Source organism: Flavobacterium olei, from assembly GCF_039749035.1.
Classification (GTDB): domain Bacteria; phylum Bacteroidota; class Bacteroidia; order Flavobacteriales; family Flavobacteriaceae; genus Flavobacterium; species Flavobacterium olei.
The window spans coordinates 82,548-106,357 of sequence record NZ_JBDKWC010000005.1; the positions used below are offsets into that span (position 1 = coordinate 82,548).

Genomic DNA, 23,810 nt, shown 5'->3' on the forward strand with positions numbered 1-23,810 from the left:
AAGGGACAAAAGCCGAATTTCAGTCTTTGTCCCTTTGTCTCTTTGAGCTTTTTAGCGTTTATCGCCCAAATCTGTAATACTCTAAGTCTGTATTTTTTTTGTTATTAATAGAATCCAGAATCGCATTCATCCCAATTACGCTGAAGGTAATTCCGTTTCCTCCAAAACCTAATACATAATGCTCGTTTTTTCTCGGATTCGGTTTTCCGAAGTAGGGAAGACCGTCTTTGGTTTCGCCAAAAGTTCCTGCCCAGGAATAGTCGATTTTAAAATCTATATCCGGAAATCTTCTGGAGAATTGCTTCAGTAAATATTTCTCTTTTTTCGGAATTAATTTATCCCGCTTATTGGCATCTTTAAAATCTTCATCGCCGCCGCCCATTATAATGCGATTGTCGTCTGTGGTTCTAATGTAGTGATAAGGAGACGCTGTATCCCAAAATATAGCATGTTTAAAGTTTTCCGGAAGATCTGACTTACTTTCTGAAGCTATTACGTAAGTGCTTTTTAAATCGACCACTTTTTCGCTTAACGTTTCTGTACTTTCGTAACCGGTGCAGTGAATAATGTGATCGGCTGTTATAATATGTTTGGAGTCGGTAGTGGCAATGAATCTGCCTTTTTGATGTTGTATTGAAGCGATATTGGTCCGGTCAAAAATAGGCATTCCTTTTTGATGGCAATGGTACAAGAGGTCGGTCGCAAGTTTAAACGGATCCATTACTGCGGCTGTTTTAGATTCAAGTGCCGCTATTGCGTTTAAGCCCATTTTTTGCAGCTCAGATCTGTTGAGCCAGCTGATTTCGAAACCATGTTGTTTCCGGACTTTAAACTCATTTTTTAAATAAGGAAGATCTTTTTTAACTGTAGTAAAATAAATGCTTTTTCTAAATTCGAAACCACAATCACAGCCCACTGTGTCAATGATATTCCGCAGGTCAAAAATTGCTTTTTTACCATTTTGATAACTCTCAACAGCACATTTGATACCCCGGAGTTTGATGAGTTGGTGCAGCGGGACATCAATTTCGTATTGAAGCAATGCCGTACTTCCCGATGTGCTGCCTCCACATACATCGCGCCGGTCTACAAGAACAATTTTTTTACCTTCATTTAAAAGTTTATAAGCAATTAAGGCTCCTGTTATGCCTCCGCCTATAATCAAAATATCGGTTTTTATATCAGAATCTAAAGAGGGGTAGCTTTGTTTTAAGGCATTTTTTATGGGCCAATAGGTTTCGGTAGAACTTAATTTCATTTTTGGTTATTTTTAGTGGTATTTTTGGTAGTTTTTTTGGTAAGTTTTTCTGCTTTTTTAGGAGTTGCTTTTTCTTTTTTTCTATTATGAGTTTCGTTTGCTTCTGCATAAGAATGGGAAGTTCTGATGCTTTGCTCATTTTTAGCCAGCTGACTTAAACGGTGGTAATATTTCTGAATAATAATCATTTCTTCTTCGGTCATACTTTCAATGTCGACCAGACTATTACTGGATAAATCGTTGGAAGCCACAAGTTCATTAAGTTTTAACTGTATGGCAAGAGAATCTTTATTCTGTGCTTTCTGAATTAGAAAAACCATTAAAAAAGTTATAATTGTCGTTCCGGTATTAATCACCAATTGCCAGGTTTCGGAATAGTCGAAAATTGGTCCCGAAACTGCCCACGCCACAACAATAACAAATGCACTAATAAAAGCAGTTGTACTTCCAGCAGCTTTAGAAACTTTAGTGGCAAACTTTTCGAATGCTCCATTGCTGTGTGACGCTTTTGAACTCATTACTTTTTTGTTTTAGATTTATCTACTTTTTCTTTTCGAATTACCTTATTGTTTTTCTCATCGTATACCGCCGGATCAATTTCCTGACCTGTTTTACTAAAAATTTTAATTTTAGGATCTTCATGCGTTCCCGTAATTACAATTGGAAATCCAACAATTCCGAAAAGCGGAAGCCCCAAACGCATTCTGATGTCTAACAGTCCGTCGAAGCTTGTCGTTCCTTTAATTGTAGGTCTAAAACCTGCAACGCTAAAAGTAAAGGGCTCAATATGAACCAGATTTTTATCAATTGTCGATTTAATTTCAATTCCTTTCATATCGGGATTATTAAGACCGTTTTGTCCGGTTTTAGAACTAATTCCGTCCAAAAGTTTAAGACCTTTAATTTTTACATCACGCAGATTTATCGTTCCTCCACCTTGTAGCGATGCATATATAGGTCCCATATTTCCATCCAAATCTCCTTTGATATCATAATCAACAGAAACAATTCCGTATGCTTTTTCTGCTGCAGTAACCATGTCATGAAACATCGGAATCTCTTTGTATGCTCTCTGAATGTCAAAATCTTTAGCCGTAAAATGTGCATCAAAGTGCGCAGATGTTGGCGATTCGTCTTTATAGGATGCACTCACTCCCAAAATACAGTCAATGATATTAAAGGTAGTGTTTTCTAAGTAAAATCCTCCTTTTCTTACACCAGTTTTTCCATTAAGTTTATTAAGGATCAAACCATTGTATTCCACTTTATCTGCTTTGGCGTTTAAACTGACATCAAGATTTTTAGGAATAATGACAACACCGCTCATTTTAGGATGATCTTCTTTGGCATATTCTACAGCAACAGTACGGTCTTTATTTTCACCTTTTTCAAGAGCCATAAATTCATCAACATTAATCAGTTTTGATTTTAAGTTGAAATTACCACTCAATGTTCCGTTTGATTCTAAGAAATAATTTATCGTATTCAGCAAATAACCATTAATGTCAAAATCTGATTTTCCGTATGACGCATTAAATTTTTCAAACCACATTTTTTCATTTTGAAACCTGAAATTTCCTTGTCTGATAAAGAAAGATTTCGGAAATAATTCAGAAGTTGCTTTAATGTTCTTCAATACCAAAGTTCCTTTATTATCCAGCTTATCATACTGACCGTTTGTGGCGTAACTTTGTTTTCCTTTTAGCGAAAGGTCTGCTTTGGCATAACCAGTTACGTCCAGACCTTTTTGAGAAAAAACCTGATAAATTCTGCCAACATTCAATTCGCCTTTTATTTTGGCATTATACGCCAGATCGCTAAAATCGGATAAAGCGGCATTTACATAAACGGGATTTCCTTCAAAAGTAAAAGAGGCGGGCGCTATTGCGACAATCAAATCCTGGAATGTCCCGGCTTTGTTCATCATATTGGCTACAAAGGTAATATTGGTAATAGGATTTGGATAATGTTCTGTCTTAAGCCAGCCATTTCGCAAGGAAATACCGCCAATTGTTTTTGGGAATAATTTTTTTGATGTACTAAAATTTCCCCGTGCCTGGATATCGGTTTTTAGAATTCCTTTCAGATCCACACTGTTTAATCCTAATGCCGCATCAATAACAGCAAGGTCTAATGCACCTTTTACACTGGCATTTATCGACATTTCCCTTAAACCTTTGCTGCGCAGATATGCATTGAAATAATCTTTTTCTCCAACCTTAAATTTCAATGTTCTTAGATTTACCCGTAATTGTTCGGTATCCAGAGACGGAAGTACGGCATTCAGATCCATCTGAAAATCACTTAAAGGCACCGGCGCTTCTTTATAATTGACAGAACCTTCATTAATTTTTAAATTGAATGCTAAATTTGGTTTTTGTTTTTTGGCAGCGTTGTAATCTCCTTTAAAAGATACATTAAGATCACTTCGTCCTGAGATTTCTGTTTTTTCGAGCCACGTTAAATATTCGGGAGGCATAACAGAAAGTAAATCTTTTACAGTTGTATTTTCAGATGCTGCTTTAATGTTGATTTTGTAACCGTCTCTTAAAATAGTAAAAAGTCCGGTAAATTTTAGAGGCAGTTTATTAATGCGTAATTCATTTTTCTGCAGAATAAACGAAAGTGCATTTGTGTTGATACGCGTTATAAGATCGGCGCGCACTTCTTTCTTTCTAATATATCCTGTTCTGTCATAATAGAAATCCAGCTCGTCTATTCGTGCTTCTGTTGCTAGGTCAAAAATATCTTCACTCAGATTTCCTTTTCCAATATAGTTAAAACCTTTTGCGTCAACGAGAATTTTGGCAGAACGGTCATTGTATTTTACGTGACAATTTTCCAGATCAATACGTTCCAGACGAATTGCTGTTCCTTCTTCTGGTTTGTCTTTTTCTTCTTTTCTTTTTTCAGGAGCTACGTAAACATTATAATTGGCCTGACCTTTTTCATCAACCATCACATTAATCAAGGCATCAGAAACATAGAGTTTGTTGATTTTGACTTCATTATTAAAAATAAGCCTTTTTAAATTGATTCCGAACGCCACCTGATCTGCACGCAATAAAGTGTCGTTACTAAAAGGCTTAGAACCCGTGAGGGATAATTCATCTAAGGAAACAGTGAGAGAAGGAAAATGAGTAAAAAAAGAAAGTTTAGAGTTGGTAAATTCTAATTTTGCATCCAGACGTTCGTTGGCAATTTTCTTTACTTCAGATGCAATTTTTCCCGGAAATAGTAATGGTATAATAAATAACAAAAACAAAATCACCGCAATTGTTATTCCGGTGATTTTTAAAACTTTTAAGGCGGTATGTTTAAATTGAATAGGCATATATGTGAAATTTTTCATTAAGATTGCAGATTTAGATGTATCCAGAAAATGAGTTTTATATTGGAATTTGCAATTTTAAGGAGCCTATTTTTTCTTCTCAGCTTCTTCTTTTTTTGCTTCTTCCTGTTTTTGCTTTTCTTTCTCTTCTTTTTCTTTTTGCTCTTTAAGCTGTTTCTCTTTTTCTTCTTTTTCTTTCTGAGCTTTCTCCTGCTGCTCTTCTTTTTGCTCTTTTATTTCTTCTTGTTTCTTAGCTTTTTGCTTTTCTTTCTTTTTATAATAACCTCTTAACAGGAAATTGCTTTTTGCCGCTTCCATATTATCGCTGAAACCTTTTGTACCGCTTTCAAGATTAGAAAGTGTATTAGAAACGCTGTTGGCCATTTTATCATCTTTTACTAATCTTGCCAAAGCTCCATTTCCGTTGTTCATACTATGACTAAAAATAGCAAGCTCGTCTGATATGATTCCCACATTGTCAACACTTTTTTTCACGCTTTTCATAAGGTCCTGCATTTCGATTCCGTCAACAGAAGCAATTTGCCCGTTGTCTGCAATAATTGTTTTTGATTTGGATCCCGGAGTAATCGTTAAAACTTTATCACCCATTAACCCGTCTGAACCAATACTTGCTGTGGCATCTGTTTTAATAAATTCGCGGACTTCTTCTTTCATCACTAAAACGACATTAACCGTCGAGTCGTTTATTAATTGAATTTGTTCTACAGTTCCGACATTAATACCAGAGAAACGAACATTATTTCCAACTTCTAAACCGCTTACCGTTTTAAACTGTGATGTGATGTGAAAGGTAGAACCGAAAAGATTTTTTTGTTTTCCAATAAAATATACGGCCATTATAAAAAGCAGTAAGCCAATTGTTACAAACATTCCTAATTTCCACGTATATCCAGATTTCTTTTCCATGATTTCTATTATTTATTTTGCTTTTTATTCAAAAAATGAGCGAACCCATTCGTCTTCGTTTTTTTCCAGTTCTTCGTATGTTCCTTCTGCGTGAATAACACCGTCTTTTAGTACAACTATTCGATCGGCGGTTAATTTTGCACAGGCCATATCGTGGGTAATAATTATAGCAGAAGTTTTCTGTTTGTGCTTAATGTCAAGAATCAATTCGCTGATTTCTCTTGAAGTTATGGTATCCAAACCAGTTGTGGGTTCATCATAGAGAATAATTTCAGGCTTTAAAATTAAAGTTCTGGCCAGACCAATTCTCTTTTTCATACCGCCGGATAATTCAGATGGCATTTTGTCAATTGCATCTGCCAGACCAACATTATCCAGAGCTTCCATAACTTCATTTTCGATCTCTTCTGCGCTTAAGTCCCGTTTGTGTTTGGTTAGTGTAAAAGCTAAATTTTCGCGCACAGACATAGAGTCATACAAAGCGCCGCTTTGAAACAGAAAACCTATTTTTACCCGAATGGCATTGAGTTCTGTTTTTGAAACATTAAGAACGTTTTCTCCAAACACTTTAATTTCTCCTTCGTCTGGTTCAATTAATCCGACAATGCACTTTATCGTTACCGATTTTCCCGATCCCGAACGTCCCAGGACCACCAGATCTTCATTTTTATTTAAAGTGAGATTGACGCCTTTTAAGATCGTATTGTCTTTTCCAAAAGTTTTATGCAGATTCTTGATCTCAATAATCGGAGAACGGTCTTTTTCTTTTGTTGTAGGTTCTTTATGTAATTTTTCTTCAGTCATCTTAAAAAAATAAATCGGTTATTTGAACTGCCACCATATCAATTATAAAAATGCTTAATGATGCTGTTACCACCGCAGTGTTTGCGGCCTGTCCCACACTTTCTGTTCCGTTTGAGGCATTAAAACCTTTGAAACACCCAATCATTCCGATAAAAAATCCGAAAAAGAAGGTTTTTATCGTTGCAGGAAACAAATCCAGAAATTCCAGTGACTGGATAATCTGGGTCAGATAACGGTAGAAATTTACATCTCCGTGAATATTTATTCCGACATATCCGCCGATTACCCCAACTGCATCGGCAAAAAGCACCAAAAGCGGAATCATTAACATGCAGGCCAAAACTCTGGTCACAACCAGATAGTTATACGGATTTACGGCAGAAACTTCCATAGCATCAATCTGTTCGGTAACTTTCATAGAACCCAATTCGGCTCCGATTCCCGAAGAGATCTTTCCTGCACAGATTAAAGCCGTAATTACAGGTGCAATTTCTCTTATAAGAGACAGAGCAACCATTCCCGGCAGCCAGGATTCTGCACCAAATTTTACCAGTGTAGGGCGAGACTGAAGCGTAAGCACCAAACCCATAATAAATCCTGTAATGGATACTAATGGTAAAGATTTGTATCCGATAACATAACACTGTTTAAGAAACTCTTTGGTCTCATAAGGCGGAATAAATACCTCCTTAAAAAAACGCTTGGAGAAAATTGCTATATCTCCAATCTCGGTAAATGTATTTTTTAGGTTGAGAATCAAAATGTTATGTTTTTATGTGAATGTTATATAATGAAAATTTAAATAGTGTTATCGATGAACGATTTCTATATGAAAGTTACTTTTTTTATGAACCAAAAATCTTACACAACTTTTTTAGAACGTTATATAATTTTCATCGTAATAAATACAATAAAAATGCGGAAATGACGTTAGGCGCGACCTAAAAACAAAAAATCCCTTTTGTGTAAAAGGGATTTTCCGGGTCTAAGCGAAGTATTTTGGTTAGCTTCTCTTTTTTATATATGTAGGAATCAATTAAGAATTAATTGCAATTCCGGTTCTGTTTTTCATCAACGGAATAACTCTTGATTGTGACATGGCTAATTTTTCCATTAACAATCTTGCTGTCAGATAACAAACTGTAGATTCTGCACCCTGATTCAGGTTTACATTTTCTTTTTCCAGTCCGTCATATCCACCGCCACTTACCGGATTGTACATAATTTGGCCTAAATGATTTTTTCCTAAGAACCAGTTAAACGCAGATTTCATTTTCTTTTTATATTCCGGAGTTTTAAACGCATTATAAAACGCATATAAAGTCTGGATAGTGTAGGTAACATCAATTGGCTGTTCTCCGTATTCCTGCGGTTCAGAACCTTTATGATGCCAGCTTCTGTTTGAAATCGCTTTAAAGTTACCTTTAAAGAATGTTTTTGAAATTAGGAAATCTAATGAGTCTAATGCCACTTTTTTGTAAACCGGTTTGTTTGTAATTAAATACGCATACAACATTGATTCCGGTAAAATACCATTTCCGTAAGTCAGGTAATTTTCAAACCATTGCCAGTCTTCTGTTGCAGTATCTTCATAATTAGCAAGCAGTTTTGCATTTAATTTGTTGATAATTGCTGCAACATACAAATTTGGAATTGTAGAATGGTACAAGTACAAACCTTTTGTTGCGAAACCAATTGATCGTGGTGACTGAATAGTTTCTGCCCATTTTAAAGAGTTCAGTAAACATCTTGTCGCTTTTTTAGTAATCGCTTCAGGAAGAATATCAGATAATGAAACTACAGTTCCTAAAGCCCAAAGTGCACGTGCGTTAGAATCTTCAAGATTTACTTCGGCATTTTGTTCGATATGTTCGCGGTTTTCCTGATCTACATAATTGATAAAATCTCCTTTTGGTTTTTGACAACGGATAATGAAGTCTAAGTATACTAAAATATACGCTAAATCATCTTTGTCCTGAGTTTGTTGGTAATGCATACAGAAAGCAATTAACGCTCTTGCATTATCATCTAGTGTATATCCTGAATCTAAATCAGGGATAGATATCTTGCAGAATTGAATAATACCCAATTCTGTAGTCATTTTTTTAATATGATTTAATTGAATTGACGGATAGCTGAATTTGATGTCCGCCGGATTTTCAATTAATTTTTTATACGCATTCATGTGTGTAATCGCAGCATTTTCCCAGGAACAAGCACGCATTTTTGTAAATGCATTTATAGCCATTTCGTTTCTTAGATCTTCATCCGCAATTAATTTGATTGCTGCATTTGCAAATTGATCTACATCACCAATATCAACCAAAATACCTGAATCAGGAGTTAAAACTTCTTTGGTATGAGGAATTTTTGACGCTACAATCGGACATGCACAACTCATTGCGTAAGCAAAAGTACCGCTTACCGCCTGATTTGGATCTTTTGAAGTAAACATGTAGATATCAGTCGCTTTTAAATAATTTAAAAGTTCGTCTGTATCTAAATATTCATTTACAAAACGTACATTATCCTGTAAATTCAGATCAGCAACAATTCCTTCCAAAGTATTGCGATAGGCATCTACACCATCTTTAATTAGATTAGGATGTGTTTTTCCGATAATCAAATACAAAGCATTTGGTGCTTTTTCGATAATTTTCGGTAATGCCTGTAAACCAGTCTCGATATTTTTTCCTTCGCCCAAAAGTCCGAAAGTTGATAATACCAAACGGTCTGAAATATTTAATTTTTCTTTTGCCTGTTCCGGAGTTTCATATACTACGATATGAGTTCCGTGGGAAACACAAGTAATTATATTTTCATCAATTTGATAGTCGTTGATTAATATTTCTTTTGATTTGTTAGTCATTACGAAAACCGAATTACTGTAGTCCAGTAACAGTTTTACAAAAGTTTTTAATTCATCATTAGGATTCGGGATTACACTATGAAAAGTATAAGTTACCGGAATTTTAATTTCGTTTAGAAAATCTAAAAGATGATCTCCGTAATTTCCTGCAAACAAACCAAATTCATGCTGAATATGAACCAATTTTACAGTTTCGTCTTTGTTGATTTCTGCTGCAACTTTTGCATATTCTGCTCTGTTTGCTGTATTTAACGTATAAGCTTGTGTTGGATTTTCAACTGGTTCTTTTACCAAATCGCAAATTTCACACGTTATAGATTTACCATAAACATCAGTAATTCCTTTAATAGTATCCTGAGTATAGGTGGCTATGCCGCATTGTGTAGGTGGGAATGTAGATAAAAAAACGATTTTCGATTTATTAGATATTGTTTTCATGAGGATACTTTTTTTAGCTCTGTTAATAACGCTTTCAAGTTCAATGTCACCGCATTTGCTATCGGCGACGCCATAATTATATATAAGAGGTCGGTCAGCATATTGCACTCCCCGTCGGAAATACAGCATAATTCACAACCATGTCTTTTGTGATTTTTTCGGAAGAAATAAAAATCTGTTTTTTTTAAATAACAGTACTAGATATGTACTTCCGATCGTGTTTTAAATTTTATGTGAAATTACTTCAGCAACGGAGCCATAATTAATCCAATCGATCAAAAAATTAACTCAAAAGCTTAAACATGGTAATTCTGTAAGGCAAAAATGGAATAGTGAAAAATCTGCGCAAGCCTTTGCAAATTAATTGATTGAGCTAATTTTTGATTGTTTAGAGTTAACAGGATTTGTAGGAATAAAATAATTTTGAGAAACAAACAAATCAAACAGATAAAAATCTGGAATTATTAACTAAAATTTTGAAATTATGTTACGTTGGACAGTCATATTTATAATTCTGGCAATTATTGCAGGAATTTTTGGTTTTGGAGGCATAGCAGCCGGAGCCGCAGGTATCGCAAAAGTTTTGTTCTTTATATTTTTAGTGTTATTTATAATATCACTGATAACAGGAAGAAGAAACGTTTAAATAACGTTTAAAAGAAGAATCAAAGGTTCACAGAAACAGAGATTCGGAGTGTTAGAGGAATGGGGGTCCTTCTAATGACTTTGAATTTTTGTATCTGTGAACCTTCGCTTTTTACCGGTTCACAGCTACAATAAAGTTTCTAAGTTAGAAGAATGTAAGCAACTTTATTTTTTAATTTAATTGCTATTTTTAAGTTTTGCAGCAATATTTTCCAACTGATGGGTGTGTCTTTGCGTATGCACAATGGCAAAATGAATCCATTCATAAATGGTGAAATTTTCGAATCCCGGTACCTTGGCGTCCATGCACAACAAGGTTAGATCATATACTTCAGCAGCATCAGACAAATCATCTTGTATTTTCTTGATGGAGGCAAGCTGCATATCTTTCAGATAATCAACTGCAGCAGGTTTTATATTCTCAGGTGACTCATATTTGGCAGTATAATCTAAAAAAATCGAATCCAGTTTTGCAACGTTTTCATCTTGCTGTCGCGTTGTTTTTTCTTTTTGACCGGCAAATAACGCTGGTAAACCGGAACAAGCAAGAATAATGTGCTGAACATTTTGTCCTGCTGTCCAACTGCCTTCAAAAGGGATTTTGTTTATTTCATTTTCAGAAATCTCAGAAAGTACATCAGATAATCGGGAGTACGTTTCGAGAATTGTATTTTGACAAGAGTCTTTCATATTATAAAGTTAAACGATTATTGAGGTAATCCACCATACATTTCCAAAAGGATCCGTTATACCGCCCGTACGCCCATAATCCTGATTGCTTAATGCCATTAAACTGGTAGCGCCATTTTCTAAAGCTTTTTGGTATGTTTCGTCTGCATTTGGTACATAGACAAATAAATTAGCCGTTTGCTTAGCCCAATCGGTAATCTCATCGGTTACCATTATTGTACTTCCATTAATTGTAATTTCAGCATGCATAATAGTACCATCATCACGCATTGCCTTGGTATTGGTTTCAACAGCGCCGAAAACATTCTTAGTAAAGTCGATAAATTTTGCAGCACCTTGCAAAATCAAATAAGGCATTATCGTTTGATGTCCGTTTGGTAAATTCATATTCTTGATTTTTAAGATGATACATACTCAAATATACAACTTTTTTTAAAGCTTATAATTCAAAGTTAAAGGCAAGTTTCTGTCATTCTAAAACTTCGCACGAATACCCAAAGGATGCAAGCAGATCTATTATTTTTTTATTTGAAATAGAAGAGGAGTGAATACGCAGAATTTTATCGCAATCTTCTAAATCGAAATTGATCGAACTATTTGGAAAATGCTCAAGAAGTGTGTCAATAATAATTTTACATTGACATTCTTCCTGAACATTAGTTTTAAAAACTTCAATCATAAAGTTTTGGTTTTTAGAGTGCTATATTTTTATAACGCTGTATTTTATGATATGTTACATAAGAAACCATCAAAATCGCAAGAACTATCAAAGGGAAAAAACCTTGAAAATCCATTCCGTCAACAGCAAAATGACTTATTGAGGCAAAAATAAAATCGAAAGCAAATCCGGCGTAAGCCCATTCTTTGACACGTCCCGGAACTTGCGGAATGATAAGCGCCAGAACTCCCAGGATCTTAAACACTACTAAGGCATTCCCGAAATATTCCGGATAACCAAGATGTCTGATGCCTTCTTTAGCCAATTCAGACTGAGAAGTAAGTGCCGGCATAACGCCTTCAAATAAAAAAATAAGGATTGTAGTAGTCCAGAAAAGGATTTTGGTTGTTTTCATTGCGTATTTGTTTAAATAGTTATTAGTTAATGTATTACAAATGTAATTAATACTTCTATTGGAACGAAATACGCATTTACGACTATTTTAGGGGCATTTGGGACAAAGTATTGCTTATTGTTTATTGTTTGTTGTTTGTTGTTGGTTTATTGTATGTTGTTTGTTGTATGTTGTGCTGATGTCTTTGTACAGTTGTCATCCTGAGGAAGAAAGGATCTTCACAAGTAGCTCCGCAAAGATTTGTCCTCCTAAGCGAAGTCGAAGGATCGCATTGCTGAATCCATCCAGTACGTGCTCACTCTGCGTGTCCTTCGACTTCGCTCAGGAAGACATAAGTTGCGTATAAATTTGAATTTAAAATTTCTAATCCAAAAAGTAATTCGTAATCAAAAACAAATCTTCAAAGCCTAATCGGGTATAAATACCTTTTCCTAAAGGTGAAGCTTGTAAATGCGCATATTCGGCACCGGAATCGATAGCTTCGTTTAAAGCGAATTTCATGATTTCTTCGGCGAAACCTCTTTTACGCATTTCCGGTATTACACCAACTCCGTGAATTCCCATGACTTTGCCGGTTTGAAAAAGAGTAAGCGTTCCGATTGGTCTTTCATCCAAATGAACCAGATAAAATTTTATAGTCTCATAATTATGAACTAATGTTTCTTTGCTGATTACGTAGCTGAAAGATAACGGATAAATATCCGACCAGGTTGTGGCGTCTTCTTCATTTAAAACTCTTTTGAAAGTAAGATGGGTTGAGAGCGGTAATTTGTCACCCAGTTTCAAAGCCATTGCGGCAAGCTGAATGCGTATTTTGAATCCGTTTTTTTCGAAAATAGCATTTGAATGACTTCCAAAAATATCCCAGTACGGAATGATCAAGCCGGGATTTTTTTCTATAAGTTCTAAAATCTGAGGAAGATTTTCTTCTGTAATATCTTCACGGAACCACAATCGGTTGGGCCAGCCTGAGTTTTTGATCTTACTAAATTCAAACCGGTCAGTTTTATGATAAGATAGAAGAGGAGTGGCTACAGTTTTCCAAAGTGCTGTAAGATTGTCAATATTGTCTTTTATAAGATCTGTATTTTTCATTTTTTGGCTATCATATTTAAATCCGGAGCAAAGATAAAATTAGCTTTTGAGGAAAACCTTTACATATGTTGATTTACAAATCTTTTTAAGGCTTTTCCGGATTCGGCTTAACTGTGTTGGTGTAATTCCTAAGTGGGATGCAATATGCAATAACGGAATTCGCTCTGCAATATCCGGATGTTTCTCCAGTAGGCTGACATACCGCTCAGTAGCGTTCTGCATAACAAGTGCTACTTCTCTTTGTTCCTTTTCGATAATCCAGTGCTTTTCCAAATGGGCAATATAGAAGTTTTTAAGATCGTCATTCTCGTTAATAATTTCCATCAATTTTTTGTAATTGATATTGATTACAATAGCATCTTCCAACGCTTCAATGGTAAAATTAGAAGGAGTCTGAAGCATTAGGGAAACTTTCGAACCTGCGAAGTAATTTTCAAGAAAAAGATTTTTGTTGTAGAAATTTCCCTGTTCATCCGTAATAAAAGCTCTTAAAGCTCCTTTTGCAATAAAGTGAAGATTCCTGGCAATTTCTCCGTTTTCTAAAAGTGTTTCTCCTTTTTTAAGGGTTTGGAAATGGATAATGTTTTCAATCAGTTTCCATGAATGCTCAGAAAGGGAATAATAACTTTCAATAGTTTGTTTCAGGTTGTTTAAAAAGGTGTCTTTATTGAAAGTCATTTTTTTTATAAAAGAGTTGAGTTTTTGCCACGAAGGCACAAAGGCACAAAGTTTTTCTTTTTCAAAAATAAATAAAATAAGTTCTGCTTTGTCATTTCGACAAAGGAGAAATCAGACTATCACGAAGCTTCGGGGCGTTAATTAAATCGCAAATCTTTGTCGTTTACTTTGCACGTCCTTCTCCCGATCCCGAAACTTCGGGACGGGATCGCTCAGGAGAACATACAATGAGAACAAAAATTAGTGAAATTTGTGTAATTCGTGGCTAAAAAAATCTTTTCTAATCCTATAATCTGTGGCAAAAAATAAGCTTTGCGCCGTAGCGTCTTAGTGGTAAAACAAAAAAACGCCATGAAACCCAAAAGGTCTCACAGCGTTTCATCTCAAAAAATAAATAATTAACGAGTGTGGGTATTATTTCCAGCCGCCTCCAAGCGCGCGATACAAATCGGTGTTGGCTGTGAGTTGTTGTCTTTTTAAATCTGCTAATTCTAATTCGCTTTGCAAAAGATTCGCCTGCGCCGTTAAAACTTCCAGATATTCTGCCATTCCGTTTTTGAATAACAGATTGGAGTTTTTAATTGCTTGTTGCAGTGTTTTTACTTTTTCTTTCAAGAAAGTTTCCTGTTGTTGTAACTTTTCTACTCTCACCAAAGCATCAGAAACTTCACTTACCGCGACTAAAACTTGTTGTCTGAAAGCTAAAACTGCTTTTTCTCTTTCCGCAACAGCGATGTTATATTGCGTTCTAACTTTTTTATTGTTTAGAAGTGGCTGCGTTAATCCGCCGGCAACGGTCCCAAATAAAGAAGCCGGAATGTTAAACCAGCTGCTGGTTTCAAAAGAGTTTACGCCGCCCTGAGCTGTAATTCTCAAAGCAGGATATAAATCTGCTTTTGTGATTCCGACATTGGCATTTGCTACTTTTAGAGCTAATTCTGCACTTTTAACATCTGGTCGTCTGCTTACTAAGGAAGACGGAATTCCAACAGACGCATTATTTTTCACTTCAAGTGAACTTAAAAGAATCGTTCTTTGCTTCGAATTCGGAAAAGAACCTGTCAATACACTTAAAGCATTTTCCTGAATGGCTATATTTTGTTCTAATAACGGAATTAACTGTGCAGAATTTAATTTCTGCGCTTCAGACTGTTGAATGGCTAAAGTAGTTACCTGCCCGGCATCGTATTTAAGTTTGATAATATTGGTGGTACTATCATTTAATTTAAGGTTTTGTCTGGCAATATTCAACTGTGCATCGAGCATCAAAAGATTGTAATAACCTCTTGAAACATTGGCAACAATATTCGTTTGCAACGCTTTTTTTACTTCTTCAGACTGAAGATATCCTGCATAAGCCCCTTTCTTTTGGTTTCTGATCTTTCCCCAAATATCAGCTTCCCAGGAAAGTGAAGCTCCTGCAGAATAATCGTCAATATGTTTTTGACCTAAAGCCTGACCTAAATTCATTCCGGTAAAACTATTATCAGAAGGATTGCTGGTGCTGGCATTTACCATTAAATTCACCTGAGGCACATTTCCCCATTTCGATTGTGTAAATCGGTATTGGGCAATTTCGATATTCTTTTGTGCAATCAGCAGATCGTTATTACGTACCACCGCGCTGTCAATTAACTGAATAATATCTTTTTCTGTAAAGAAGTTTTTCCACTCGATATCAGCAATACTGGTTGTATCACCCGAAACCGATGCATTCCTGAAATTCTCAGGAAATGCATCTTTGGGAGTTTCAATATCCTTAGAGACTTTACAGGATATTAAAGTCGTGATCAGAATGGCGAAGGTCACGATTTTGGTTATATAATTTTTCATTGTTTTTTTATTAAATTTCTGTACAGGTATCTTTTCTGGTTTCGAGATCTTTCGAAATTCTGTACGATATATAGGCGATGCCTGCGATTATTGCCACAAGGGCTGTCGTTATATAATTTTCCATTTTTTTATTTTTCTTCGTTATGAATCACAGCGATCGGTTTGCCGCTGAATTTCTCCTGTAAATATTGGAATACGATAAATAAAACCGGGATAATGAATAATCCTAAGATTACACCCGAAATCATTCCGCCCGCAGCTCCAATACTAATAGAGTGATTTCCCTGAGCCGACGGTCCTTTGGCGCTCATCATCGGTACTAAACCAACAATAAAAGCAAGAGATGTCATGATAATTGGTCGCAGACGTAATTTGGCAGCATCGATAGACGCACTGACTAGTGCCTGTCCTGATTTTCTTTTCTGAACCGCAAATTCCACAATCAAAATGGCGTTTTTGGCTAGAAGTCCGATCAGCATGACCAGCGCAACCTGAACGTAAATGTTATTTTCAATTCCGGTTAAACCGATTGCCACAAATACTCCAAAAATACCTGCAGGAATTGATAAGATTACCGCCAAAGGCAAAATGTAACTTTCGTACTGTGCAGCAAGTAAGAAATAAATAAAAATCAAACACAGTAAGAATATAGTTGCAGACTGTCCTCCGGAAGAAATCTCCTCACGTGTCTGGCCCGAGAATTCAAACCCGTAACCTGCAGGCAATTGTTGTGCTGCTACTTCTTCAATTGCTTTAATGGCGTCTCCGGAACTAAATCCAGGTTTCGGAATCGCATTAATCGAAATTGAGTTGAACAAATTATATCTTGAAGCGGTTTCTGAACCATAAATACGAGTAAGTTTTACTAACGTATTTATTGGCACCATTTCGCCATTTTTGTTTTTTACGAAAACACGGTCAATGGCAGTTGGATCGGCTCTGTCGGCGATATCGGCCTGAACCACCACACGGTAATATTTACCAAATCTGTTAAAATCAGAGGCCTGCGCACTACCAAAATAAGCCTGCATGGTTTGTAAAATGTCTTTTACATTTACACCTAACTGATTCGCTTTTTCATCATTAATATCCAATTGTAATTGTGGATAATCGGCTTTGAAACTTGTAAAGGCCACCGCAATTTCAGGACGTTTCATTAATTCACCAATGAAATTTTGAGAAATTCCTGAGAATTTATCGAGTTTTCCTCCGGTTTTATCTTGTAAAACCAAATCCAATGCTTCAACATTACTAAATCCGGGAACAGTTGGGAAACTGAATACGAAGAAACTTCCGCCGGAAATAGCGCCCAGTTTACCACGAACCTGATTCATGATTTCGTCAATGTTTTTAATGTCGCCACGATCTTCATTTGGTTTCAGTAAAACGAAAACTACAGCAGAAGACGGACTTGTTGAATTGGTCAATAAGTTGAAACCTGAAATCGCGGTTACGAATCTTGAAGCGTCTAAACCTCTTAAAGTATTTTCGGCCTCGGTCATTACCTTTTGAGTTCCGTCAAGCGAAGTTCCCGATGGCGTGTTCACCGCAATTGCGATAAATCCCTGATCTTCTGTCGGAATAAATCCTGCTGGAGTTGTTTTTACTAATAAAACAGTAGCCAAAGTAATTAAAGCTAATCCGCCTAAACTCAGCCATTTTCTTCTGATTAAGAATTTAAGTCCGCCAACATAACGGTTGGTCAAAGATTCAAAACTGCTGTTAAAAGCGGTAAAGAATTTTTCTTTAAATCCTTTTTTGTCATACGGCGCCCCATGCTCGTGAGCGCTGTGATTGTCTTTTAAGAACAAAGCAGCAAGCGCCGGGCTCAAAGTCAATGCATTAACAGCCGAAATTACAATTGCAATTGCCATCGTAAAAGCAAACTGACGATAGAAAACTCCTGTTGAGCCCTCCATAAAACCAACCGGCAGGAATACAGCAGCCATTACCAGCGTAATCGAGATAATAGCACCCGTTATTTCGTGCATTGCTTCATGCGTGGCGACTTTTGGAGACAGACGTTTGTGCTCCATTTTCGCATGCACGGCCTCGACCACCACAATGGCATCATCGACCACAATACCAATCGCCAGAATTAATGCGAAAAGCGTAAGAAGATTAATCGAGAATCCGAATAGCTGCATGAAGAAGAACGTTCCTAAAATTGCTACAGGTACAGCAATAGCCGGGATTAAAGTTGATCTAAAATCCTGAAGGAAAATAAATACCACAATAAATACCAGAATAAAAGCTTCGATCAATGTATGCTCAACTTGTTCGATAGATTGATCAAGCGAAACTTTTGTACTGTAGAAAATATTGTGTTTGATGCCTTTTGGAAAATCTTTAGAGGCTTTTTCCATCATTTTATTGATCGCAATCTGAATATCATTCGAGTTAGAACCCGCTAACTGAATCACACCAATTACAATACCCTTTTTACCATTCAGACGCGTTAAACTGTTATAAGAATACGCACCCAATTCAACTCTGGCAACATCTTTTAAACGGAGCACAGAACCGTCTGCGTTAGAACGAATGGCAATATTTTGATAATCTTCTGGTTTGGTCAGTTTTCCTTTGTATTTAATTACATATTCGAAAACCTCTTTACTGCGCTCACCAAATTTCCCCGGAGCCGCTTCCAAACTTTTATCCTGTATCGCGCCCATTACTTCGCTAGGCGTAACATTATGGGTTGCCATTTGTGTCGGGTTTAACCAAACGCGCATCGAGTAATCCTTAACACCACCAAAAATACTGGCAGAACCCACACCCGGAATACGTTTTAACTCCGGAATAATATTGATTTGTGCATAGTTGGCAACAAAAGTCTGATCGTATTTTGATTCATCATCGGTATACATACCAATCGCCATGATGAAAGAGTTTTGTTGTTTCGCCGTGATAACACCCTGCTGCACAACCTCCGCAGGAAGCTGACTGGTAGCCTGAGCCACACGGTTCTGAACGTTTACAGCAGCCTGATCGGCATCTGTTCCTAATTTAAAGAAAACAGTAATCGCTAAAGTTCCATCGTTACTCGCCGTAGAACTCATGTACGTCATGTTTTCTACACCATTTATCGACTCTTCGAGAGAAGGTGCCACAGAACGTAAAACCGTTTCTGCGTTTGCTCCCGGATATACCGCCGTAACCAAAACAGATGGAGGTGCAATATCTGGAAACTGTTGTAAAGGCAGTTTAGTTAAACCAAGTACACCCAGGATCACCAATAAAATGGAGATTACAGTTGCCAATACTGGTCTTTGTATAAATATTTTGAACATTTTTTTTGAAATTATTTTTTAGTACTTACCTCGGCAACTTTTGTTGATTTTTCAGGCTGAATTGCTTGCCCGTCCTGTAATTTGTCAATACCGCTCAATACGATCTGATCGCCTGTTTTTACGCCATCTTTAATTAAATAGTAGGTACCGTTTTTACCCACAACTGTAATTGGCATTTTAGTTACTTTATTGTCTTTTCCTACCGTGAAAACAAAGACTTTGTCCTGCATTTCGATTGTAGCCGACTGTGGAACTAAAATCGCATCGTCGTGCTGTAAACCTAAACGGATTCTTCCTGTATTACCGGAACGTAACGTACCATTTGCATTTGGGAAAGTCGCTCTAAGTGTAATAGCTCCGGTTGTTTTGTCAAACTGACCGTCAACCATATCAATTTTTCCTGTTTTTGGGTAATCTGTATTATCAGCTAAAATTAATTGCACGGGAGGTAATTTTTTGATTTTATCACCTAAAGAATTTCCGGCGTATTTCGATTTAAAGTTGATGAAATCTGTTTCGCTCAAAGAGAAATAGGCAAACACTTCATGAACATCAGACAAAGTAGTTAAAGGTTCAACATCAGAAGCAGAAACCAAACTTCCTTGTTTTTTAGGAAGTCTTCCGATGTAACCACTTACCGGGGCTGTCACATTAGTATATCCTAAATTAATTTTGGCAGAACCTACCATGGCTTTTGCCTGCTCAATGTTTGCAGCAGCAATTTTTTGAGTGGCTTTAGCCGTTTTCAACTGATAATCAGAAACTACTTTATTTTGTACAAGCGGAGTCAGTTTATCAACTTCTAAGTTAGCGTTGATCAAAGCCGCTTCTGCCGCGTGCAGACTAGCCAAAGCATTGTTTAACTGCTCGCGGAAAGGACGTTCGTTGATTTTAAATAACGTTTGACCTTTGCTTACATAAGAACCTTCGTCTACAAAAATTCTGTCAAGGTTTCCGCTTACCTGTGGGCGAATTTCAACGTCTACAGTTCCTTGTATAGCAGCAGGATATTCAGCGTCAGTGGTCGTATTTGCACTTGTGATTGCCAAAACTGGTAAAACCGGTGGAGGCGGAGCAGCAGGAGCCTGATTTTTATCGGCACAGCTGCTAAAAACTAGAGCCAGAATAAAACTGGTTATTATTGCATTTTTCATTTTCATTATGGTTTTAATTGGTTGAACATTTTCTCGGATTAATTCATTTGGTATTGTGGCATTCTCGGGATTCATATTTAATTATATTAAATTATCTAACGTTGTTAAGTAAAAGTGCGCAAATTTCTATACAGTCGTCATTTCAGTTTATTTGTAAATCGGTATTAAATTTTCTAACACCGTTAAGTAAGAGTCTAAAAAAAAACTTTTATTACCTTTATTAAATTTTCTAACAGTGTTAAGTTAACGTTTCAAAAAAAAGGATTTTATATTATCCAATTAAATTATTTTACACCGTTAAGTAAAAATTGAAAAAATTTTTATTGTATTGATTTGATGATACCGCCAATGGCATCTTTCAAAATTTGTGCATTTATAGTTTCTAAGATATCACTTTTATTAATGATATTGATGGCGATTAAACCATGAATAACAGAAAAGAAAGTGAAATACTTTTGTTTAATGATATCCTGACTCGGATTGCTGTCTTTCATTACTTCAGCAATCACATGAGTGAATAATTTGTAAGGTCCCTCCTGAGCCGAACATCGCTGTGCGCAACACGTCATCTGAACACCAAACATCAACTGATACATTTCAGTATTCGTAAAAGCGAAATCCCAATAGGTCATCCACATAGCTTCTAACTGGTCTTCCGGTTTCTCAAACTTATCTATTGCAGTTTGCAATTCTTTAGTCAGTTTTACAAAACCTTTACCGGTAAGTTCTTCTAATATTGCTTCTTTATTCGAGAAATATTCATAAATAATAGGAGCAGTATATTCGATCTTATCGGCAATTTTACGCATACTCAAACCATTCCAGCCTTCTTCTTTTACGATATCATAAGCAGCGCCAAGAATATTATTTCTTGTCTCTTCTTTTTGTCTTAAAATTCGATCTTTGCTAGCCATTTTATTCGAGTATTAAATTGTTTAACACTGTTAGGCAAATGTATGGCGGTTTTTCGAATTACAAAACATTTTGGTCATAATATTTTCTTATCGTACGATAAGCGTTTCTTAAAAAGCTCGTGAAGTGCTAATTTTAGTAAGTTTTTTGCTGTGTGAATCTTTTTCAGGAGCAGCACATTTTTTATTTTCAAGACCTTTGTCCCGCTCTACATTATATCTTTTATGGCGAACCCCGCCATAAAAGGATATCATTTCGATCGGGGCTAGGCGAGAAAATTTAGTTTTTCATAATTTTTTATAGATTGAGATTAGCTATTTAGCATGAAGTTGTCATCTTAACGAAGGATCTCCGCAAGAAACTCGAAATGCTGCATCCACAATCTTTGTCGAGCTACTTACGTGTCCTTCGACTTCGCTCAGGATGACAAAACATCAATAGACCTAACTGTAATCTTTTTTTCGTAACATTACAATAAAAAAAATGAAACCATTAACTTTCCTAAAAACCACAATTACTCTTTTATCTCTGCAACAAGCTTTTGCTCAGGAAACTAAAGAGAAAACAGAAATAAAATACACCATAGAAAACTGCGTCAATCATTTTGATTTAGACAAAGCGACGAATACCAAAGTCGGTTACCAATATTGGTTTGGCGACAAAAATTTTACTCAGGAAAATACACTTAAAATGAGTATCGTAGAACCAGGAAAATCGACACACGCGCCGCATCATCATCCTGAAGAAGAATTCTTTTATATTCTTGAAGGTTCTGCTTCTTTTTTCCTTGTCGGAAAAACGGTTATCGTTGGTCCAAATACAAGTTTATATTGCCCGCCAAATGCCGAACACGGAATCAGTAATGCGGGAAATACTAATTTGAAATATTTGGTGATTAAGAAGGATTTGAGGTAATCACGTAATTTCCCAACTAATTTATATACTTCACTTTTTCATGCTTTACTTTCATGTTATAAAATAGTAAAGTAAATTGACAGGCATCTTATATAATTATCATTAAATTTTTAATAAAAAACTGTACTTCAATTAATTAACTTTTTTTAAAGAAAGCTTTAACAGCAACTGCTTTCGCTGGCTGTCTGAAATAAGTAATTTTAGGTAAATCAAAATTAATAACGTTTTAAAAATTTAAAATTATGAAAAAGAATATCGCCATATTAGCCACAAACGGATTTGAAGAATCAGAATTAGCATCTCCTAAAGCATATCTGGAAGAGCAAGGATGGAATGCAGATATCATCAGTCTGAAAGCAGGAACTATCAAAGCCTGGAAAGACGGAAACTGGAGCAATGAATATAATGTAGATGTTGTATTAGATCAGGCAAATGAAGCCGATTACGATGCTTTGGTGCTACCGGGAGGAGTTTTAAACCCGGATTCATTAAGAAGAGAAGAAGCTGCAGTAAATTTTGTACGTTCGTTTTTTGAAAGTAAAAAACCAGTAGCGGCTATTTGTCACGGACCACAAATTCTGGTAGATGCCGATGTTTTACAAGGTCGAAAAGTAACATCTTTCTTCTCTGTTAAAAATGATTTGAAAAATGCCGGAGCACAATGGGAAGATTCAGAAGTTGTAGTAGACAACGGATTAGTAACCAGCCGAAAACCAGATGATTTGCCTGCCTTTAATAAAAAAATGGTGGAGGAAATTAAAGAAGGAAAACACGAGCGTCAGACTGTGTAAAAGATATTTTATTTGGATTATCAAATTATAAAAATGCAGGATCAATTTTGGTCTTGCATTTTTTATTGAATAGCCCCTAGGGGATTAAAAGATTTAATAGTAAAAGGCTTTAGCCAAATGCGTATTTTGGCTAAAGCCTTATTTAGCTTTATTTATACCTCCAGCTAAAGCTGGAGGCAATTGATTCTTTTTAATTAATTGAGGATCAATCTTTGCGTTCCTCTGGTTGAACCAGAGGCTATGTTCTCAAATGATTGGGGAGTTTCTCGTGATTTCTTCCCTTTGCTAATGTGCAGCGCTCGCGTTTTCCATCTAGTTTGTTATTTCGACCGAAGGGAGAAATCACACTCGTATATCGACAAAGATTGACAAACAGGAGCGGAGTTTCTAGTGTGATTTCTCGTTCCTCGAAATGACAAATACTTTGTGTTAAAATGTTCGTAAGAACATAACTTACTCAAAACGAAAATTCAGAAATTCAAAGTTTTCATTAAAACCTTTTATCAATTCAATTTTCTTATCACGTCTCCATTTTTTCAATTCCTTTTCTCTTGCAATCGCTTCCTGTATCCAAGTGAATCTTTCATAATAAACTAAAAACTGAATATTATATTTTGCCGCAAAAGAATTGATATTTAAATCAATATTTTCTTTATGTTTTGCAAGTCTTTGTCTTAAATTATTTGTGACGCCAATATAAAAAGAAGTACGATGTTCATTGGTTATAATGTAAACGTAATAACTATGAAAACCAATTTGAGGATTAAGCATTAGATATAATATTTTTACTAGGTTCTATATAATTCGTTTTTTATTTTTAACATCCAGTTTGTCATTTCGATGAACTAGAAATCGCACTCGTATATCGACAAAAATTAGCGAATTACTTTGTGTCCCGAAGCTTCGGGATAGTGTGATTTGCTTCACCTGTTCGCTATAGCTCGAGTCTCCTTCCAGTCTAAATGGCAAGATCACAAAAATCACATCCAGTTTGTCATTTCGACGGAGGAGAAATCGCACTCGTATATCGACAAGGATTAGCGAATACTTTGTGTCCCGAAGCTTCGGGATAGTGTGATTTGCTTCACCTGTTCGCTATAGCTC

The 23,810-nt window shown here is 36.0% G+C and carries 21 protein-coding genes; 3 read left to right on the forward strand and 18 right to left on the reverse strand.

All coding sequences use genetic code 11. The features are described from left to right. Nucleotides 1-58 precede the first annotated feature (58 nt). The 7 genes from ABEB31_RS14300 to ABEB31_RS14330 all read right to left on the reverse strand — a co-directional run bounded on the left by ABEB31_RS14300 (nucleotide 59) and on the right by ABEB31_RS14330 (nucleotide 9,627). Complete coding sequence (locus tag ABEB31_RS14300) at nucleotides 59-1,258, reverse strand: NAD(P)/FAD-dependent oxidoreductase (RefSeq protein WP_347052312.1); 1,200 nt, start codon at nucleotides 1,256-1,258, stop codon at nucleotides 59-61. Next, on the reverse strand, nucleotides 1,255-1,776 hold the full coding sequence (locus tag ABEB31_RS14305) for a low affinity iron permease family protein (protein ID WP_347052313.1): 522 nt from the start codon (nucleotides 1,774-1,776) through the stop codon (nucleotides 1,255-1,257). The genes ABEB31_RS14300 and ABEB31_RS14305 overlap by 4 nt, the downstream gene beginning before the upstream one ends. Continuing rightward, nucleotides 1,776-4,610 (reverse strand): AsmA family protein, encoded by a 2,835-nt coding sequence (locus ABEB31_RS14310; RefSeq protein ID WP_347052314.1) that lies wholly within the window; start codon nucleotides 4,608-4,610, stop codon nucleotides 1,776-1,778. The genes ABEB31_RS14305 and ABEB31_RS14310 overlap by 1 nt, the downstream gene beginning before the upstream one ends. Before the next feature lie 66 nt (nucleotides 4,611-4,676). After that, nucleotides 4,677-5,516 (reverse strand): MlaD family protein, encoded by an 840-nt coding sequence (locus ABEB31_RS14315; protein WP_347052315.1) that lies wholly within the window; start codon nucleotides 5,514-5,516, stop codon nucleotides 4,677-4,679. A 24-nt stretch (nucleotides 5,517-5,540) separates the two neighbouring features. Then, nucleotides 5,541-6,320 (reverse strand): ABC transporter ATP-binding protein, encoded by a 780-nt coding sequence (locus tag ABEB31_RS14320; RefSeq protein ID WP_347052316.1) that lies wholly within the window; start codon nucleotides 6,318-6,320, stop codon nucleotides 5,541-5,543. A gap of 1 nt (nucleotide 6,321) precedes the next feature. Next, nucleotides 6,322-7,080, reverse strand: a complete 759-nt coding sequence (locus tag ABEB31_RS14325; RefSeq protein ID WP_347052317.1) for an MlaE family ABC transporter permease — start codon at nucleotides 7,078-7,080, stop codon at nucleotides 6,322-6,324. A 276-nt stretch (nucleotides 7,081-7,356) separates the two neighbouring features. Continuing rightward, the gene (locus tag ABEB31_RS14330; protein ID WP_347052318.1) at nucleotides 7,357-9,627 is read right to left on the reverse strand and encodes a glycosyltransferase; all 2,271 of its coding nucleotides are present in this window, start codon (nucleotides 9,625-9,627) and stop codon (nucleotides 7,357-7,359) included. Between the two features lie 484 nt (nucleotides 9,628-10,111). Between ABEB31_RS14330 and ABEB31_RS14335 the strand changes: the two genes are divergently transcribed. Next, a complete protein-coding gene (locus ABEB31_RS14335) occupies nucleotides 10,112-10,273 on the forward strand; it encodes a DUF1328 family protein (protein WP_347052319.1) in 162 nt (53 codons plus the stop codon). 176 nt (nucleotides 10,274-10,449) lie between these two features. Here ABEB31_RS14335 and ABEB31_RS14340 read toward each other — a convergent pair whose 3' ends face one another. From ABEB31_RS14340 to ABEB31_RS14385, 10 genes are all read right to left on the reverse strand, one after another. After that, nucleotides 10,450-10,962, reverse strand: coding sequence for a DinB family protein (locus tag ABEB31_RS14340; RefSeq protein WP_347052320.1), 513 nt, complete (start codon nucleotides 10,960-10,962; stop codon nucleotides 10,450-10,452). A 9-nt stretch (nucleotides 10,963-10,971) separates the two neighbouring features. Continuing rightward, a complete protein-coding gene (locus tag ABEB31_RS14345) occupies nucleotides 10,972-11,349 on the reverse strand; it encodes a VOC family protein (protein WP_347052321.1) in 378 nt (125 codons plus the stop codon). 82 nt (nucleotides 11,350-11,431) lie between these two features. Then, entirely contained in the window at nucleotides 11,432-11,641 is a 210-nt protein-coding gene (locus ABEB31_RS14350; RefSeq protein WP_347052322.1) for a hypothetical protein, read from the reverse strand. A gap of 13 nt (nucleotides 11,642-11,654) precedes the next feature. Next, nucleotides 11,655-12,035: a DoxX family protein gene (locus ABEB31_RS14355; protein WP_347052323.1), complete on the reverse strand. Its 381-nt coding sequence runs from the start codon at nucleotides 12,033-12,035 to the stop codon at nucleotides 11,655-11,657. Between the two features lie 363 nt (nucleotides 12,036-12,398). After that, nucleotides 12,399-13,130, reverse strand: a complete 732-nt coding sequence (locus ABEB31_RS14360; RefSeq protein WP_347052324.1) for a GNAT family N-acetyltransferase — start codon at nucleotides 13,128-13,130, stop codon at nucleotides 12,399-12,401. Nucleotides 13,131-13,169: 39 nt separating this feature from the next. Further along, the gene (locus ABEB31_RS14365) at nucleotides 13,170-13,808 is read right to left on the reverse strand and encodes a Crp/Fnr family transcriptional regulator (protein ID WP_347052325.1); all 639 of its coding nucleotides are present in this window, start codon (nucleotides 13,806-13,808) and stop codon (nucleotides 13,170-13,172) included. A gap of 414 nt (nucleotides 13,809-14,222) precedes the next feature. Next, on the reverse strand, nucleotides 14,223-15,641 hold the full coding sequence (locus tag ABEB31_RS14370; protein ID WP_347052326.1) for a TolC family protein: 1,419 nt from the start codon (nucleotides 15,639-15,641) through the stop codon (nucleotides 14,223-14,225). A gap of 128 nt (nucleotides 15,642-15,769) precedes the next feature. Further along, a complete protein-coding gene (locus ABEB31_RS14375; protein ID WP_347052327.1) occupies nucleotides 15,770-18,934 on the reverse strand; it encodes an efflux RND transporter permease subunit in 3,165 nt (1,054 codons plus the stop codon). 11 nt (nucleotides 18,935-18,945) lie between these two features. After that, the gene (locus ABEB31_RS14380) at nucleotides 18,946-20,163 is read right to left on the reverse strand and encodes an efflux RND transporter periplasmic adaptor subunit (protein ID WP_430408232.1); all 1,218 of its coding nucleotides are present in this window, start codon (nucleotides 20,161-20,163) and stop codon (nucleotides 18,946-18,948) included. 245 nt (nucleotides 20,164-20,408) lie between these two features. Next, nucleotides 20,409-21,002 (reverse strand): TetR/AcrR family transcriptional regulator, encoded by a 594-nt coding sequence (locus ABEB31_RS14385; RefSeq protein ID WP_347052329.1) that lies wholly within the window; start codon nucleotides 21,000-21,002, stop codon nucleotides 20,409-20,411. Nucleotides 21,003-21,483: 481 nt separating this feature from the next. On the opposite strand from ABEB31_RS14385, the gene ABEB31_RS14390 reads away from it, so the two are divergent. Together ABEB31_RS14390 and ABEB31_RS14395 are read left to right on the forward strand one after the other, a co-directional pair. Then, nucleotides 21,484-21,915 carry a cupin domain-containing protein gene (locus tag ABEB31_RS14390; RefSeq protein ID WP_347052330.1) on the forward strand — a complete coding sequence of 144 codons (432 nt, stop codon included), beginning with the start codon at nucleotides 21,484-21,486 and terminating at the stop codon, nucleotides 21,913-21,915. Nucleotides 21,916-22,157: 242 nt separating this feature from the next. Further along, the gene (locus tag ABEB31_RS14395) at nucleotides 22,158-22,706 is read left to right on the forward strand and encodes a type 1 glutamine amidotransferase domain-containing protein (RefSeq protein ID WP_347052331.1); all 549 of its coding nucleotides are present in this window, start codon (nucleotides 22,158-22,160) and stop codon (nucleotides 22,704-22,706) included. A 453-nt stretch (nucleotides 22,707-23,159) separates the two neighbouring features. Here the strand turns inward: ABEB31_RS14395 and ABEB31_RS14400 are convergent, their stop codons facing one another. Further along, entirely contained in the window at nucleotides 23,160-23,477 is a 318-nt protein-coding gene (locus tag ABEB31_RS14400) for a GIY-YIG nuclease family protein (RefSeq protein ID WP_347052332.1), read from the reverse strand. Between the last annotated feature and the right edge of the window lie 333 nt (nucleotides 23,478-23,810).